The organism is Kitasatospora sp. NPDC058032 (genome assembly GCF_042885845.1).
Classification (GTDB): Bacteria; Actinomycetota; Actinomycetes; order Streptomycetales; family Streptomycetaceae; genus Kitasatospora.
Genome location: NZ_JBHVRK010000005.1, coordinates 327,825 through 343,361 on the forward strand (window position 1 = coordinate 327,825; position 15,537 = coordinate 343,361).

Sequence of the window (15,537 nt, forward strand, 5' to 3'; positions counted from 1 at the left end):
CTTTTGGGATGTTTGGACAGCGGGGATTAAGGCTACGCCTCCGACCAGTGATCGCGCAGTCCCCGGGGGGCAGGCGTCGCCCAGATCACAGTCCTGACCTGCTGTTTGGCTGGAAATGTGCGTTAGAAACCCGCAGCGGAGGGGAACCGACCGGTTCTGATCGCCACCCAAATGGTGGCAAAAGCGGACAAGGTGGGGTAAGAGTCCCAGGGTCGGGTCTGTGTCGGTTCTGTGACATTTGTCCTCTTTCCCCGGGCCGGGCCGTCGTCCGAGTGTCGTCCGGCCGTCGTCCGGCCGTCGTCCGGCCGTCGTCCGGTCGGCTGGACGGCCCGGCCGCCCGGCCCGCGCGCGGTGCTCAGCGCGGGCCGGGCAGCCGGACCTCGATCCGGCAGCCGCGGGCGGCCTCGGCGACCTCGATCCGCCCGCCGTGCAGGTCCACCGCCCAGCGGGCGATGGCCAGGCCGAGGCCGGTCCCGCCGTCGGCGCCCGGGCCGGCGGCGGTCGCGGTGCCGCTGCGCCCGAACCGCTCGAAGACCCGGGTCCGGTCCGCCGCGGGGATGCCGGGACCCTCGTCCTCGACCTCCAGCAGCAGCGCGCCGGGCCCCTCGCCGGGCCGGGCGCGGACCGTCACGGTGCCGCCGGGCGGGGAGTGCTTGCAGGCGTTGTCGACCAGGTTGGCGACCACCTGGTGGAGCCGCTCCGGATCGGCGACGCCGGTCAGGCCCGTCGGGCTCACCTCCAGCGCGAGCCGGACGTCGCCGCGCCGGGAGAACGCGCCGCCCGCCGTGGCGCCGTCCACGGTGACCCCGCGCAGCACGCCGTCCAGGAACTCGCGCACCTCGAAGGGGCGGGCGTCCAGGTCGACCACGCCGTCGTCGATCTTGGAGAGGTCCAGCAGATGGGCGACCAGCCGGCCGAGCCGCTCGGTCTGCTCCAGCGCGGCACCCAGGGTCGCCGGGTTGGGCTGGACGACGCCGTCGACCACGTTCTCCAGCACGGCGTGCAGCGCGGCGATCGGCGTGCGCAGTTCGTGCGAGACGTTGGCGACCAGTTCGCGGCGGTGCCGGTCGGCGGCCTCCAGGTCGGCCGCCATCTGGTTGAAGGTGGCGGCGAGCTCGCCGATCTCGTCGCGCGAGTTCACCTCGACCCGGCGGCTGTAGTCGCCGGAGGCCATCGCGCGGGCGGCGGCGGTCATGTCGCGCAGCGGGGCGGTCAGCCCGTGCGCGAGGAACTGCATGAAGAGCAGCGAGGCGATCATCGAGAAGATCATGATGATCCGGATCTGGGTCTCGGACCGGATCGCCACGACCACCATGCCGGTGGCCAGGAAGACCGACACGATCACCAGGAGGGCGAGTTTGCCCTTGATCGAGCGGACCGGGTCGAGTGGCCGGATGTCGGCCCAGACCCTTCTCGCGGCGCGGGCGGCCAGGGTGGGCGGCCGGCTGCCGGCGAGGTCCCCGTTGCGTTGCTGTGGAAAGGTCATTGGTCCCCTGTGATCCCCCGCGTGGGTCGCACGGCGTCCGTGACACGGGCCCCCCGGCGGCCCGTTGTCCGAGGGTGCGCCGCTACGAGAGCGGGGCCTCCAACGCGTATCCGACGCCGTGCACGGTGCGGATCCAGCTGGCGCCGATCTTCCGGCGCAGCGCCTTGACGTGGCTGTCGACGGTGCGGGTGCCGGACGCGTCGGTCCAGTCCCAGACCTCGGCCAGCAGCTGCTCGCGGGTGAGCACGGCGCGCGGCTGGGCGGCCAGGCAGGCGAGCAGGTCGAACTCGGTCGGCGTCAGGTGGACGTCGCCCGAGGCCAGCCGGACCCGGCGCTGCACGTGGTCGATCTCCAGCTCGCCGAAGCGCAGGCTGCCCAGTGCGGGCGTGCGGGCGGCCTGCTGGGCGCGCTCGACGCGGCGCAGCAGCACATTGACCCGGGCGGCCAGTTCGCGCATGGAGAAGGGCTTGGTCATGTAGTCGTCGGCGCCGACGCCGAGGCCGACCAGCAGGTCCGTCTCGTCGTCCCGCGCGGTGAGCATCAGGACCGGTACCGGGCGCTGGGCCTGGATCCGGCGGCACACCTCCAGGCCGTCGAAGCCGGGCAGCATGATGTCGAGGACGACGAGGTCGGGCTGCCAGGTGTGGAAGCCGTCGACGGCGCCCGGGCCGTCGTGGGCCACGGCGACCTTGAAGCCCTCCGCGCCCAGCCGGGCCGCGATGGACTCGGCGATCGTGGGCTCGTCCTCGACCACCAGCACTCTGCGCTGACTGCTCACCGTGCCGCCGGCGTTCTGGTTGTCCTGCTGAATTTCTGTCACGGTCACGCCACCGCCCCCAGGGCTGCGGGCCGGCCACCTGTGGGGATGGCGAAGGCTCCGCTCGTAGTCTTGTTCCGTCGTGGACTGTGCCGGGTCCGCCGTCCCGTCGCGTGCGCGGTGCCGGCGAGCGGGCGTGCGCCGCTCACTTCTCCCGCACACCTCGCAGCGTACGGACAGCGGGTGATTCCCGGCAGGTGGACCGGACATTTCCGGCCCGCGGGCCGGCTTGCCGGGCCGGCCGTCGGGCCCACTCGGAAGTGGGCACGGGCCGATACCTTACCCGGCGTTTTTTCACTCCGTAACGGTACGTATGCACATCGATCGACACCAAGCCGCCGGTCAGCGGGGACGGGCGTGGGTATGGGGGGAGAAGGTATGGACCAATTCGGCCACCCCTCGATCCCCCCGCGCCCAGCGTTCTCCCAGCGGGCTCCCAGCCGCCGGCCGTACCGTGGCCACGACAAATTTGCGGGGGGTGGGATTTCCGGTACGCGCCGGAACGTTGGACACGCGCGGGGGCGGCGGTCACGAGCGGCGGAGCGGAGGCGGCATGACGGAGCGACAGGTGCGCGCCGGGCGCGGCGGTCCGCCGTACGGGATGCTCCGGCACGGTCTGCGGGCCGGGGCGGCCGACTGGCTGCTGGCCCGGGTGCCGACCCCGCGGCGCAATCCCTTCGCGCTGGGCTACCTCGCCGTGGTCGGCGCCACCACCACCTTCGCCCAGCTCGCCGACCCCGACCTCGTGCTGCGGCTCCAGGAGGCGTCCAGCTCGGACGGGCACAACCTGCTCCAGCACCCGCTGCGCGCGCTGCTGCTGAGCGGCTTCTGGGTGGCCGGCCCGAACTGGGTGCCCTACCTGTGGGCCTTCGCCCTCACCGTCGCGCCGCTGGAGCGCCGGGTCGGCCCGGCCCGGGCGGCGGCCGTCTTCGCCGCCGGGCACATCGGCGCCACCCTGCTCTCCCAGGGCGTGGTCGTCGTCGGGGTGGAGGCCGGGCGGCTGGAGCCGGCCGCGATGGACTACCTGGACATCGGCGTCAGCTACGGCGTGCTGGCCAGTCTCGGCGCGCTGGCCGGGCTGCTGCGGCCGGGCGGACGGGTGGTCGCGCTCGGACTGGCCGCCGCGCTGATCGCCGGGCAGATCGCCGAGGACCGGGACCTCGTCACCGGGGTCGGCCACCCGGCGGCGCTGCTGGCCGGGGTGGTGCTGTGGCGGTGGCTGCGCCGCCGGGACGGGTACCGGCCGCGCCGTACCCGGCTCGGGGTGCTCGCCGGGCGCCCCCGGTCGGCGCCCGCGCCGGCCTCTGCGCCGGCTGTCACGGCGGCTTCCGCGGCGGGTCGGGCCGCGGTGCTGGAGCGGCTCTGAGCCGGGTCCGGTCCTGGTTTTGACGGCCCGGCCGGGACTCCTCCGCCGTTCGCTCACGGCGAACGCAGCCCGGGGAACATCCGGCCGCCGCGAAGCCTTAGTCAGGTCGACTCAAGTTCGCTGACTGGGGAGAGATCATGGCATCGACGTCCACACCGCTCACCCTGCCCGTGCTGCCGCTCGACGACGAGGTCGTCCTGCCGGGCATGGTCGTTCCGCTGGACCTGAAGGACACCGAGGTCCGCGCCGCCGTCGAGGCCGCGCGCGCCGCCGCCCCCGGCAGCACCGGCAAGCCCCAGGTCCTGCTGGTGCCGCGGGTGGACGGCTCGTACGCGGCGGTCGGCACCCTCGCCACCGTCGAGCAGGTCGGCAGGCTCGCTGACGGCCCCAATTCGATCGGGCAGCCGGCCGCGCTGGTGCGCGCGGTGCGCCGGGTGCGGATCGGCGTCGGCACCACCGGGCCCGGCGCCGCGCTCTGGGTGGAGACCACGCCGTTCCGGGAGTCCTCGGTCGGCACCCCGGTGGCCGGGCGGGCCGCCGAACTGGTCAAGGAGTACAAGAACCTGTCCACCCAGTGGCTGCGCAAGCGCGGCGCCTGGCAGATCGTCGACCGGGTGGCCGCCATCGAGGGTGTCGGCGAACTCGCCGACAACATCGGCTACGCCTCCTTCGTCACCGCCGAGCAGAAGCTCAAGGTGCTGCTGGAGGCCGACCAGGTCGCGCGACTGGAGTACGCGCTCGGCCTGCTCCGCGACCACCTCGCCGAGGAGGAGGTCAACGACACCATCCGCAAGGACGTCGAGGAGGGCGTGGCCAAGCAGCAGAAGGAGTTCCTGCTCCGCCGCCAGCTGGAGGCCGTCCGCAAGGAGCTGGCCGAGCTGAACGGCGACCCGGCCGACGAGGAGGAGGACTACCGCGCCCGGGTGGAGGCCGCCGACCTGCCGGAGAAGGTCCGCGAGGCCGCGCTCAAGGAGGTCGACAAGCTGGAGCGCTCCAGCGACCAGTCGCCCGAGGGCTCGTGGATCCGCACCTGGCTGGACACCGTCCTGGAGCTGCCCTGGAACGAGCGCACCGAGGACTCCTACGACATCGCCGGCGCCCGCGCGGTGCTGGACGCCGACCACGCCGGCCTGGCCGACGTGAAGGAGCGGATCGTCGAGTACCTGGCCGTCCGCAAGCGCCGGGCCGACCAGGGGCTCGGACTGGTGGGAGGCCGCCGCGGAGGCGCGGTGCTGGCCCTGGTCGGCCCGCCCGGGGTCGGAAAGACCTCGCTCGGTTCCTCGGTGGCCCACGCCATGGGCCGCAAGTTCGTCCGGGTCGCGCTCGGCGGCGTCCGGGACGAGGCGGAGATCCGCGGCCACCGGCGCACCTACGTCGGCGCGCTGCCCGGCCGGCTGGTCCGCGCCATCAAGGAGGCCGGCTCGATGAACCCGGTCGTCCTGCTCGACGAGATCGACAAGGTCGGCTCCGACTACCGGGGCGACCCGGCCGCCGCCCTGCTGGAGGTGCTCGACCCGGCGCAGAACCACACCTTCCGGGACCACTACCTGGAGGTCGAGCTGGACCTCTCCGACGTGGTCTTCCTCGCCACCGCCAATGTGCTGGAGGCCATCCCCGAGCCGCTGCTCGACCGGATGGAGCTGGTCCGCCTGGACGGCTACACCGAGGACGAGAAGGTCGTCATCGCCCGCGACCACCTGCTCCCGCGCCAGCTGGAGAAGGCCGGGCTGAAGGGCGAGGAGGTCGTGGTCGACGAGCCGGCGCTGCGCAGCCTGGCCGGCGAGTACACCCGGGAGGCCGGCGTCCGCAACCTCGAACGGGCCATCGCCCGGGTGCTGCGCAAGGTCGCCGCGCAGCACGAGCTGGGCGAGCGCGAGCTGCCCGCCGCGATCGGCGCCGACGACCTGCGCGCCCTGATCGGCCGGCCGCACCACGTCCCGGAGGCGGCCCAGGAGCCCGCCGAGCGGCGCACCGCGGTGCCCGGCGTGGCCACCGGACTGGCGGTCACCGGGGCCGGCGGCGACGTGCTCTACATCGAGGCCTCGCTCGCCGACGCCGAGACCGGCGGCACCGGGCTGACCCTGACCGGCCAGCTGGGCGACGTCATGAAGGAGTCCGCGCACATCGCGCTCTCCTACCTGCGCTCGCGCGGCGCCGAGCTGGAGCTGCCGGTCACCTCGCTGCGTGACCGCGGCGTGCACCTGCACGTCCCGGCCGGGGCCGTGCCCAAGGACGGGCCGAGCGCCGGCATCACCATGACCACGGCGCTGGCCTCGCTGCTCTCCGGGCGCAAGGTGCGCACCGACGTGGCGATGACCGGTGAGGTGTCGCTGACCGGGCGGGTGCTGCCGATCGGCGGGGTGAAGCAGAAGCTGCTCGCCGCCGACCGGGCCGGGATCACCACGGTGATCATCCCCAAGCGCAACGAGGCCGACCTGGACGACGTCCCCGCCGAGGTGCTGGAGCGGCTGAGCGTCCACCCGGTCGCGGACGTCCGGGAGGTGCTGGAGCTGGCTCTGGAGCCGGCCGGCGTGCTGGTGGCGGCGGCCTGACCGACCCGTAGGGCCCGCCGCGAGGCGCGTCGCGGCCCGTCCCGTCCGGTGGATCGCCGGACGGGACGGGCCGCGGGACGCGTGCCAGACTGCGAGGGTGCCGTCCTTGACCCAGCGCGCCCTGGCCCGGGTCCCGGAGGGGGTGCGCCCCTTCCTGGTCCGGCACCGGAGCCTGGTGAAGTTCCTGCTGGTCGGCAGCGGCTGCTTCGCCCTGACGCTGCTGATCAACTACGCGCTGCGGCTGACCGTGCTGGAGCGCAAGCCCGTGCTGGCGCTGACCGTGGCGACGGTGGCCGGCACCGCCGTCTCCTACGTGCTCAACCGGCGGTGGAGCTTCCGCTCCTCCTGGCGGCGGCGCGAACCGCTGCTGTTCCTGCTGGTGAGCGCCGTCGCCATCGCCGTCAACGTGCTGCCGCTGATCGCCTCGCGCTACCTGTTCGAGCTGCGCGAGCCACGGGTCAGCCCGGTCACCCGGGAGGTGGCCGACTTCCTGAGCGGGATGGTGCTGGGCACCTTCGCGGCGATGCTGTTCCGCTTCTGGGCCATGCGGCGCTGGGTCTTCACGCGGATGGAGCAGCCCGTCGCGGACGCCGCCGGGGTCTTCGCCGACCCGGGCCCCGAGGGCCGGCGCGCCCTGGGCCCTTCGGTGCGGTCGGCGGAGGCCGGAGCGGGTGAGGGCGATGCGTGAGCCGGACGGTCCGCGTGGGGCCGGGCCCGCGAGCCAGCAGGGCATGCGCCGGGCCAATCTGGCGCTGGTGCTGCGGATCGTCTCCCGCACCCCGCGCTCCCGCGCCGAGGTGGCCGCCGAGAGCGGGCTGACCAGGGCCGCCGTCTCCTCGCTCGCCGAGGAGCTGATCGCGGCCGGACTGCTGGTCGAGGAGGGCCCGGCCACGCCCAGCGGCAAGGTCGGCCGCCCCGGCACCGCGCTCGGGCTCAACCCGGACGGCCCGGCCGGCCTCGGCGCCGAGATCGGGGTGGAGCACCTGGGTGCCTGCGTGGTCGACCTGCGCGGCGAGGTCCGCGCCTGGCGCCGCCAGGAGATCCGCAACCGGGGGCGGCAGCCCGCCGCCGTCATGGCCGACCTCGCCGAGCTGCTCCGCCGGGCCGTCGCGGACGCCGGGCTGCGCCCGGCCGGGCTGGCGCTGGCCGTGCCCGGACTGGTCGGCGCCGACGGCGCGCTGCTCCGGCGGGCCGCCAACCTGGACTGGCGGGACGTCGCGGCCGTCGCCGAGCTGCGGCTGGCGCTGCGCGCCGCCAACGCCGAGGAACTGGCCGAACTCCCGCTGCGGGCCGACAACGAGGCCAACCTCGGCGGGCTGGCCGAGCTCTGGCTGGGCGACGGTCCGGAGCACTTCCTGCACGTCTCCGCCGAGGCGGGGGTCGGCTCGGCGATCGTCGTCGACGGCCGGCTGCTGCGCGGCGCGCGCGGCTACGCGGGCGAGCTGGGCCACGTCCCGGTGCACCCGGAGGGGCCGCGCTGCGCGTGCGGGGCGCACGGTTGCCTGGAGCAGTACGCGGGGGAGTCGGCGGTGCTGCGCGCGGCCGGGCTGGAGGGGGTCCGGGGCGACTGGGTGGCGCTGCTCGCGGAGCGGGCCGGGGCCGGGGACGAGGAGGTGCGGACGGCGCTCGACGGCGCCGGTGCCGCGCTGGGCATCGCCGCGGCCGGGGCGGTCAACCTGCTGGACCCGGCCGAGGTGGTGCTGGGCGGCGGCTACGCCCAGCTGGCGCCCTGGCTGCTGCCCGCGATGCGGGCCGAGCTGACCGCCCGGGTGACCGTCCGGCCCTGGTCGGAGGAGCGGCTGACGGTCTCCCGGCTGGGCCGCCGCGGCCCCCTGCTGGGGGCCGCGGTCGGCGTGGTCCGGTCGCTGCTCGCCGACCCGGGCCGGCTGGAGGAGCCTTAGGGCGTGTCTGACAGACACGCCCTAGCGGCCCGGCCGTCAGTCCTTGACCAGCTCGCGGCTCAGCCGCGAGGGCTTGCCGAGGACGGCGGCGAAGGTGATGCCGATGCCGACCAGCGCCCAGGCCAGCAGGACCAGCAGCGGCTGGGTCAGGTTGGTGGCGTCGAAGTAGGCGATCGAGCGGGCCGCGTCGGTGCCGGCGCCGTTCGGGAACCAGGCGCCGATCGCCCGCCAGAACGGCGGCATCAGCGGCGGCGGGAAGACGCCGCCCGCGCTCGGGTTGCCGAGCACCACGAAGATCAGCACCGCGATGCCGATGCCGATGATGTCGAACAGGCACTGCAGGGCCATGGTGAACGCGCCGACCGCGAAGACCACCAGCGCGCCGAGGGCGGACATCGCCCAGAACGAGCCGGGCAGCGCGTCCAGGACCGTCTGGACGATGATCGCACCGCCGATGCCGGCCGCGACCGAGTACACCGCCAGGGTGCCGAGCCGGATCAGCGCCCGGTGGGTGTTGGACGGCTTGGCGCCGGCGCTGACGCCGAGGATCGAGGCGACCAGGTAGCCGCCGACGCACCAGCCGATCACCAGGTAGAAGGAGGAGAGCCCGTTGGCGTCGCCCGTGGCGAGCGGCACGACGTCCTGGACGACGACCGTGCGGCCCTGGCTGTTCTCCAGGCCGGTGACGATGGACTCGGCGGCCCGGGCCGCGGACGGCCCGCGCGCGTTGGCGACCAGCAGCACGTCCTCCGTGGACGCCGGGTTCACCACCAGCGCGGCGTAGATCTTCTGGTCCTTGATCTGCTGGGTGGCGGCCTCCGCGTCCGGCGCCGTGACGGCCTTCACGGCCTCGTCCGGGACCGACTCCAGGCCCTGGACCAGCTTGGGGGCGACCTGCGGCGGGGCGACCACCGCGATCGACAGCTCGTGCGGCTTCGGCTGGTGCAGCGCGCCGACGTACGAGGTGACGAAGCCCAGCTGGAGGAGCAGCACGCCGATGACCAGCAGCGCCGCCCGCGGGGTGACCGCGCCCTTCAGTTCGGCGGCGAAGCCCTTCTTCGGTGCCGGTTCGGCCGTGCGCTCCGGTGCCTCGGTGGGCTCGGGTCCCTGCTGCCCTGGGGCGGTCATGCACATCTCCTTGCGTATCGGGGGAAACCGGGTACTTAATAGCATGAACTAGTTTCGTTGAGGTTTCTCCCGCGCCGGGGCGCTCCGGACGGGCTGCGGGATACTGACGCGGTGAGTACGCAGGACGAGGGCCGCGACGAGGCCCCGCAGGACGAGGACCCGCTGCTGGCGGTCGAGCGCGAGGTGGGGGTGCTGTTCCGGCGCGGCCGGGCCCGGATGTCCGAGCTCTCCCGGCGGGTCCACCCGCAGCTGGAGGGCATGGCGTACAGCCTGCTGAGCTACGTCGAGCAGGCCGGGTCGGTGCGGGTGACCGACGTCGGCGTGCACTTCGCGGTCGGCAAGGCGACGATCAGCCGGCAGATCCGGGCGCTGGAGGAGCTGGGCCTGCTGGCCCGGGAGGTGGACCCGCAGGATCGCCGCTCCGCCCGGGTCTCGCTCACCGAGGACGGCCGGCGGCGCTTCCTGGCGGCCAGGGCCGCCCGGATGACCCGGGTGCGGGAGCTGATCGGCGGCTGGCCGGAGGAGGACGTGGCGCGCTTCGCCGAGCTGCTGCACCGCTTCAACGACGTGGTCGGCGAGGCGGCGGCCGCACCGGCCGGCTGAGCGGCGGACGCGCGGGGCGGGAGCCGACGTGCGGGGCAGGGGGGACGCAAGGGGCCCGGGCCGGGATCGGTCCGGGCTTTACTTGTTCTTGACGAATGTTGCCTAGGTCAACCATCGGCCTTATGGTTGCCACAGGCAACTATTCCGAAGGACCTCGATGACCGTCACCGCCACGCCTGCCGCGACCGGAGCCGCCGACACGACCGACCAACCGATGACGCACCGGCAGGTGATGGAGGCACTCTCCGGCCTGCTGCTCGGCCTCTTCGTCGCCGTGCTCTCGTCGACCGTCGTCTCCAACGCGCTGCCGCGGATCCTCACCGACCTGCACGGCGGCCAGTCCGCCTACACCTGGGTGATCACCGCGACCCTGCTCACCCTCACCGCCTCCACCCCGATCTGGGGCAAGCTCTCCGACCTCGCCAGCAAGAAGCTGCTGCTGCAGATCGCGCTGGTGATCTACATCGCCTCCTCCGCGCTGGCCGGCCTCTCCCAGAACACCGGCGAGCTGATCGCCTGCCGCGCCCTCCAGGGCATCGGCGCCGGCGGTGTCACCGCCCTCGCCCAGATCTGCCTGGCCGCGATGGTCCCGCCGCGTGAGCGCGGCCGGTACAGCGGCTACTTCGGCGCCGTCTTCGCGCTGGCCACCATCGGCGGCCCGCTGATCGGCGGCGTCATCGTGGACACCTCCTGGCTCGGCTGGCGCTGGTGCTTCTACGTCGGCATCCCGTTCGCGCTGGCCGCGATCCTGGTGCTGCAGCGCACCCTGAAGCTGCCCGTGGTCAAGCGCAAGGTGAAGATCGACTACCTCGGCGCCCTGGTGATCACCGGCGCGGTCAGCCTGCTGATGATCTGGATCACCCTGGCGGGCAAGAACTACGCCTGGCTCTCCTGGCAGACCGCGGTCATGGTCGGCGGCGGCCTGCTGCTCGGCGCCCTCGCCGTCGTCGTCGAGCGCCGCGCGGCCGAGCCGATCATCCCGCCGCACCTGTTCAAGCACCGGACGGTCACCCTGGCCGCGCTGGCCAGCGTGCTGGTCGGCATCGGGATGTACGGCGCGACCACCTTCCTCAGCCAGTACTTCCAGCTCGCCCGGGACAAGTCCCCGACGGTGGCCGGCCTGATGACCCTGCCGATGATCCTCGGCCTGGCCGTCTCCTCCACCGTCGCCGGCAAGCTGATCACCAAGTACGGCAAGTGGAAGGTCTACCTGGTCAGCGGAACGCTGCTGCTGGCCATCGGCTTCGGCCTGCTCGGCACCGCCCGGGCCGACACCAACTACGGCCTGCTCTCCGTCTACATGGCGGTCACCGGCATCGGCCTCGGCCTCACCATGCAGAACCTCGTCCTCGCCGTCCAGAACACCGTGCCGCGCGCGGAGCTCGGCTCGGCCAGCTCGGTGGTCACCTTCTTCCGCACCATGGGCGGCGCGATGGGCGTCTCGGCGCTCGGCGCGCTGATGAACAACCGGGTCGGCCACTACCTCGCCGAGAACCTGGCCAACGCGGGCGTCCCGGCGGGCGGCGGCTCGCTCGGCGGCGGCATCCCGGACCTGCACAAGCTGCCCGCGCAGGTGGTGCCGCTGGTCACCGATGCCTTCGGACACGGCGTCGGCATGATCTTCCTGGTGGCGGCGCCGTTCGCGCTGCTGGCCTTCGTCACCGTGCTGTTCATCCGGGAGACCGTGCTGCGCACCGGTCAGGAGTGACACCCGCCGGGGACGGCACCGCCGGAGGGCCGGGAGTGGACCACCACTCCCGGCCCTCCGGCGTGCTGTCGCGCCGGCCATGGTCGTCGTGCGGGGCGGTGCGTTCGGGAGGCCGGGCTGCGGCGGCGGTCCGCGAACTCCCGCCTGCCGGGCGACGCATCCCCGGCCCGACGGCCGGGAGGTACCCCCATGCCGCGTTGCCGTCGATCACCGAAGGGCCGGGTGCGGGCCGGCGTGCCGTCGGTGCGAGGGGCGGCCCCGTGCGCCGGCCAGGCCGTGACCGGCCGCGTCGCGTCCTGGCCGGCGCGTCGTGGAACGCCGGAGGGCCGGGAGCGGTGCTGCCGCTCCCGGCCCTCCGGCGTACCGCGTGCCGCTACTTGTGGGCGATCAGGCTCAGCCCGTAGAGGACCACCGCGCCGCAGACGGCGAAGCAGGCGTACGCGCCGGCCAGGGCCAGCCGGCCGCCGGTCACCGGGGCGGCGCCGGCACCGGCCGTCTCGCGGCGCGCGGTGAGCGCGGCCTCGCGGCGGGACAGGGCGAGGATGCCGAGAGCGAAGACGGCGACCACGGCGACGGTGATGCCGAAGCTGACACCGGCGGTCTGGGCCAGGGCGTTCCACTTGATGTGCATGGTGATTCGAGCTCCTCAGCCGGCGGCGGTCAGGCCGCGACCGTGGTCGAGGACGGGGTCGGGGAGGCGGGCACGGCGGCGGGGTCGGCCTCGGCCGGGCCGACCTCGACCGGGGTGACGTCGGAGGCGTCGTTGACGTTGTCCGCGTGGACCGGCTGGCGGCGGGAGATGACCCACATCGCGCCCGAGCCGGCCACCAGGGCGGCACCGACCAGGGCGACGCCCCAGTTGCCCCGCTCGGCCAGGTAGGCGGCGAGTCCGCCCACGGTGGCGGCGGCGGGCAGGGTCAGGCCCCAGGTGTAGACCATGCGGCGGACCATGCCCCAGCGCAGCTCGGCCTTCGGGCCGCCGAGGCCGGCGCCCATGATGCCGCCGGAGCAGACCTGGGTGGTGGAGAGGCCGAAGCCCATGCTGGACGAGGTCAGGATGACCGTCGCGGAGGCCGACTCGGAGGCGAAGCCCTGGCGCGGGGTGATGTCCGCCAGGCCGCTGCCCATCGAGCGGATGATCCGCCAGCCGCCCATGTAGGTGCCGAGCGCGATCGCGGCGCCGGCCGAGATGATGACCCAGGTGGGGGGCAGCGCGCCCTTCGGCAGGGCGCCGACCGAGACCAGGGTCAGGGTGATGATGCCCATCGTCTTCTGGGCGTCGTTGGTGCCGTGCGCCAGCGAGATCAGCGAGGAGGAGAAGATCTGGCCGGTGCGGAAGCCCTTGCCGACGGTCTTCTCGTCGCTCTTGCGGGTGATCGCGAAGGCCAGCTTGGTGGCGCCCCAGGAGGCCAGGCCGGCCACCAGCGGGGAGGCGATCGCCGGGATGAGGATCTTGCTGACCACGGTGTCGAAGTTGACGCCGTTGGCACCGACACCGACCACGGTGGCGCCGATCAGACCGCCGTAGAGCGCGTGCGAAGAGCTCGACGGCAGGCCGCGCAGCCAGGTCAGCAGGTTCCAGAGGATGGCGCCGGCCAGTGCGGCGAAGATGATCTCCGGATGGATACCGGCCTTCTCGTTGACGATGCCGCCGGAGATGGTGGTGGCGACCTTCACGGAGAGGAACGCGCCCGCGAAGTTGAGGAGGGCCGCGATGGTGACTGCGATCTTCGGCCGGAGGGCTCCCGTCGCGATGGAGGTGGCCATCGCGTTGGCGGTGTCGTGGAACCCGTTGGTGAAGTCGAAGGCGAGCGCCGTGATGATCACAACGGCCACCAGGAACGAGATGTGTTCCATACCCAAACAATCGTCGTAGTTGTCGCACTGACGTTGGTGTCGTGCGCGACGCTAGGGACGCTTGGTGAACGGAAGGTGAACTGGCGTCTGAATCAAGGTTCCGACAGTGTCGTAGGGGTTGCCGGGACCTTTCCGAAGAGTTGCGCCCGCCGCGCTGAGCTGGACATTAGTGGAGATCCGCCCGCTTCGCCCGTTTTGCTGAGAGTTGCCTCACAGGAAGGGTGAAAAATTCATCGCGTCGTACGGGCGCGGCCTGTTTCCGGCGAGTAACCCGTGGCAGGATCTGCCGGAGGTCCGGGTACCCCGGAGCGCGGGCGGACGGGGAGGACGAGACCCATGGGCGGGGCGGTACGGCGCGCGGAGCTGACGGACGGACGACCGGCGGGCGGAGCGGGCGGCAGACGACCGGCCTGGGTCCGGGCCGCGCTGCGCTGCGGCGCCGTGCTCGCGGCAGCCGCCCTGTCGCTGCCGCTGGCCTCCGGCGCGGCCTGGGCCGACCCGGTCCCGCCGGCCACCACCGCACCCGGAGCACCCGTCGCCGATCCCGCCGGTGCCGACCCGCTCGCCGCCGCCAAGGCCACCCTCGGCCCGCTGCTCGACCAGCTGCACGCGCTCTACCAGGGCGCCGAGGCCGCCACCGAGCAGTACAACGCGGCCGTCGACCGGGTCGCCGTGCAGCAGGCCGCGCTCACCGAACTCAAGGCCAAGCTGGAGCGCCAGCAGAAGCAGGTCGACGCGGGCACCGACATCGCCGCCCAGCTCGCCGCCGCCCAGTACCGCAACGGCGCCGCGTCCGCCTACGCGGAGCTGCTGCTCTCCAAGGACCCGTACGAGGCCGTCACCATCGCCGAGCTGCTCGCCGCCGCCAGCCGCTCGCAGAACGACTTCCTCAACAAGCTGACCGCCGACCGCGACGCGCTCGGCGGGCTGCAGAAGCAGAACGAGGAGGCGCTCGCCACCTCGCAGACCCTGGTCACCCAGCAGGACGCCGCCAAGGCCAAGGTCGCCGCCGACCTCGCCGGCGTCGAGCAGCTGGTCTCCTCGCTCACCGGTGCCCAGCGCGCCGAGCTGGAGCAGGTCGAGAAGGCCAAGGCCGACGAGGCCCAGCTCGCCTTCCTCGCCACCGGCGTGCTCGGCAAGGGCGAGCGCACCCCGTCGCTGGCCGGCCGCGCCGCGGTCGCCTACGCGCTCGCCCAGCTGGGCAAGCCGTACGTGTGGGGCGGCGCCGGGCCGGACGTCTTCGACTGCTCCGGGCTCACCTCGCAGGCCTGGCTGCACGCCGGCAAGCCGATCCCGCGCACCAGCCAGGAGCAGTGGGCGCAGCTCCGGCGCATCCCGCTCGACCAGCTGCGGCCGGGTGATCTGATCATCTACTTCGAGGGCGCCACGCACGTCGCGATGTACATCGGCGGCGGGCTCGTCGTGCACGCGCCGCGGCCGGGCTCGTACGTCAAGGTCGGGCCGATCGGGGCCAACCCGATCCTCGGCGCCGTCCGGCCGGACCCGGACGGGGCGGCCGACGAGGCGGGCGGCGCCTGGAAGGTCCCCGACCTGCCGGCCGGCTGGGACTCGGTGACCCCGATCGCGCCCAGCCCGCTCAACCAGCCGCCGATCCCCCCGGGCACCCCGGTCCCGCCGCCCGTCACCCCGGCGGCCCCGGGCACCCCCGAGCCCACCGCCACGCCGACGGGCACCCCGGACCCCTCCACGCCGACCGGTACGCCGACGGGGACCCCGACCGGTACGCCCACGGGCACCCCGACGGGCACGCCGACCGGCACTCCGACCGAGACCCCGACCGGTACGCCGACGGGCACGCCCACCGAGACGCCGACGTCCACGCCGACCGGCACCCCGACCGGAACGCCCACGGGTACCCCGACCGGAACGCCGACGGGCACGCCCACCGAGACCCCCTCGGGCACCCCCGCCTCCACCGGCACCGGCACCGGCTCGCCCACCGCCACCGGCTCCAACGCCGCCACGGCCTCCGGCACCGCCTCCGCCACCACGTCCGGCACCCTCTCGCCCACCCAGAACTGAGCGGAGCGTGTTGTGAACGAGACCCAGGTGACGGTGATCGGGAATGTCGCCACCGAGGTGACGTACGCCCAGACCT

General features: G+C 73.7%; 12 protein-coding genes. 7 read left to right on the forward strand and 5 right to left on the reverse strand.

What is annotated here, in order from left to right:
* Positions 1–355 precede the first annotated feature (355 nt).
* Both ACFVUH_RS11465 and ACFVUH_RS11470 read right to left on the reverse strand, forming a co-directional pair.
* Complete coding sequence (locus tag ACFVUH_RS11465) at positions 356–1,486, reverse strand: ATP-binding protein (protein ID WP_355363987.1); 1,131 nt, start codon at positions 1,484–1,486, stop codon at positions 356–358.
* An 82-nt stretch (positions 1,487–1,568) separates the two neighbouring features.
* Positions 1,569–2,306 (reverse strand): response regulator transcription factor, encoded by a 738-nt coding sequence (locus ACFVUH_RS11470; protein ID WP_344337269.1) that lies wholly within the window; start codon positions 2,304–2,306, stop codon positions 1,569–1,571.
* 550 nt (positions 2,307–2,856) lie between these two features.
* Between ACFVUH_RS11470 and ACFVUH_RS11475 the strand changes: the two genes are divergently transcribed.
* The 4 genes from ACFVUH_RS11475 (at position 2,857) to ACFVUH_RS11490 (ending at position 8,122) form a co-directional block, all read left to right on the forward strand.
* Positions 2,857–3,669, forward strand: coding sequence for a rhomboid-like protein (locus tag ACFVUH_RS11475; protein ID WP_387912615.1), 813 nt, complete (start codon positions 2,857–2,859; stop codon positions 3,667–3,669).
* A 137-nt stretch (positions 3,670–3,806) separates the two neighbouring features.
* On the forward strand, positions 3,807–6,221 hold the full coding sequence (gene lon, locus ACFVUH_RS11480; RefSeq protein WP_387912617.1) for an endopeptidase La: 2,415 nt from the start codon (positions 3,807–3,809) through the stop codon (positions 6,219–6,221).
* A 97-nt stretch (positions 6,222–6,318) separates the two neighbouring features.
* Complete coding sequence (locus ACFVUH_RS11485; RefSeq protein WP_387912619.1) at positions 6,319–6,909, forward strand: GtrA family protein; 591 nt, start codon at positions 6,319–6,321, stop codon at positions 6,907–6,909.
* Positions 6,902–8,122, forward strand: a complete 1,221-nt coding sequence (locus ACFVUH_RS11490; protein ID WP_387912621.1) for an ROK family protein — start codon at positions 6,902–6,904, stop codon at positions 8,120–8,122. The genes ACFVUH_RS11485 and ACFVUH_RS11490 overlap by 8 nt, the downstream gene beginning before the upstream one ends.
* A 36-nt stretch (positions 8,123–8,158) precedes the next feature.
* On the opposite strand, the gene ACFVUH_RS11495 is transcribed toward ACFVUH_RS11490, so the two are convergent.
* A complete protein-coding gene (locus ACFVUH_RS11495) occupies positions 8,159–9,250 on the reverse strand; it encodes an ABC transporter permease (RefSeq protein ID WP_387912623.1) in 1,092 nt (363 codons plus the stop codon).
* 111 nt (positions 9,251–9,361) lie between these two features.
* Here ACFVUH_RS11495 and ACFVUH_RS11500 point away from each other — a divergent pair, with 111 nt between their 5' ends.
* Together ACFVUH_RS11500 and ACFVUH_RS11505 are read left to right on the forward strand one after the other, a co-directional pair.
* Complete coding sequence (locus ACFVUH_RS11500; RefSeq protein WP_387912625.1) at positions 9,362–9,853, forward strand: MarR family winged helix-turn-helix transcriptional regulator; 492 nt, start codon at positions 9,362–9,364, stop codon at positions 9,851–9,853.
* A 157-nt stretch (positions 9,854–10,010) separates the two neighbouring features.
* Entirely contained in the window at positions 10,011–11,561 is a 1,551-nt protein-coding gene (locus ACFVUH_RS11505) for an MDR family MFS transporter (RefSeq protein ID WP_387912627.1), read from the forward strand.
* Positions 11,562–11,934: 373 nt separating this feature from the next.
* Here the strand turns inward: ACFVUH_RS11505 and ACFVUH_RS11510 are convergent, their stop codons facing one another.
* Entirely contained in the window at positions 11,935–12,192 is a 258-nt protein-coding gene (locus ACFVUH_RS11510; RefSeq protein ID WP_355364011.1) for a hypothetical protein, read from the reverse strand.
* Between the two features lie 29 nt (positions 12,193–12,221).
* The gene (locus ACFVUH_RS11515; protein ID WP_387912630.1) at positions 12,222–13,418 is read right to left on the reverse strand and encodes an anion permease; all 1,197 of its coding nucleotides are present in this window, start codon (positions 13,416–13,418) and stop codon (positions 12,222–12,224) included.
* A 336-nt stretch (positions 13,419–13,754) separates the two neighbouring features.
* Between ACFVUH_RS11515 and ACFVUH_RS11520 the strand changes: the two genes are divergently transcribed.
* The gene (locus ACFVUH_RS11520) at positions 13,755–15,461 is read left to right on the forward strand and encodes an NlpC/P60 family protein (RefSeq protein WP_387912632.1); all 1,707 of its coding nucleotides are present in this window, start codon (positions 13,755–13,757) and stop codon (positions 15,459–15,461) included.
* The last annotated feature ends 76 nt before the right edge of the window (positions 15,462–15,537 follow it).

What these genes read in the sequence shown, in the direction of transcription:
- ACFVUH_RS11465 (WP_355363987.1), bottom strand. Translation starts at nt 1,486, where the DNA reads ATGACCTTTCCACAGCAACGCAACGGGGACCTCGCCGGCAGCCGGCCG.
- ACFVUH_RS11475 (WP_387912615.1), top strand. Translation starts at nt 2,857, where the DNA reads ATGACGGAGCGACAGGTGCGCGCCGGGCGCGGCGGTCCGCCGTACGGG.
- ACFVUH_RS11520 (WP_387912632.1), top strand. Translation starts at nt 13,755, where the DNA reads ATGGGCGGGGCGGTACGGCGCGCGGAGCTGACGGACGGACGACCGGCG.
- ACFVUH_RS11490 (WP_387912621.1), top strand. Translation starts at nt 6,902, where the DNA reads ATGCGTGAGCCGGACGGTCCGCGTGGGGCCGGGCCCGCGAGCCAGCAG.
- ACFVUH_RS11510 (WP_355364011.1), bottom strand. Translation starts at nt 12,192, where the DNA reads ATGCACATCAAGTGGAACGCCCTGGCCCAGACCGCCGGTGTCAGCTTC.
- ACFVUH_RS11505 (WP_387912627.1), top strand. Translation starts at nt 10,011, where the DNA reads ATGACCGTCACCGCCACGCCTGCCGCGACCGGAGCCGCCGACACGACC.
- lon (WP_387912617.1), top strand. Translation starts at nt 3,807, where the DNA reads ATGGCATCGACGTCCACACCGCTCACCCTGCCCGTGCTGCCGCTCGAC.
- ACFVUH_RS11495 (WP_387912623.1), bottom strand. Translation starts at nt 9,250, where the DNA reads ATGACCGCCCCAGGGCAGCAGGGACCCGAGCCCACCGAGGCACCGGAG.
- ACFVUH_RS11515 (WP_387912630.1), bottom strand. Translation starts at nt 13,418, where the DNA reads ATGGAACACATCTCGTTCCTGGTGGCCGTTGTGATCATCACGGCGCTC.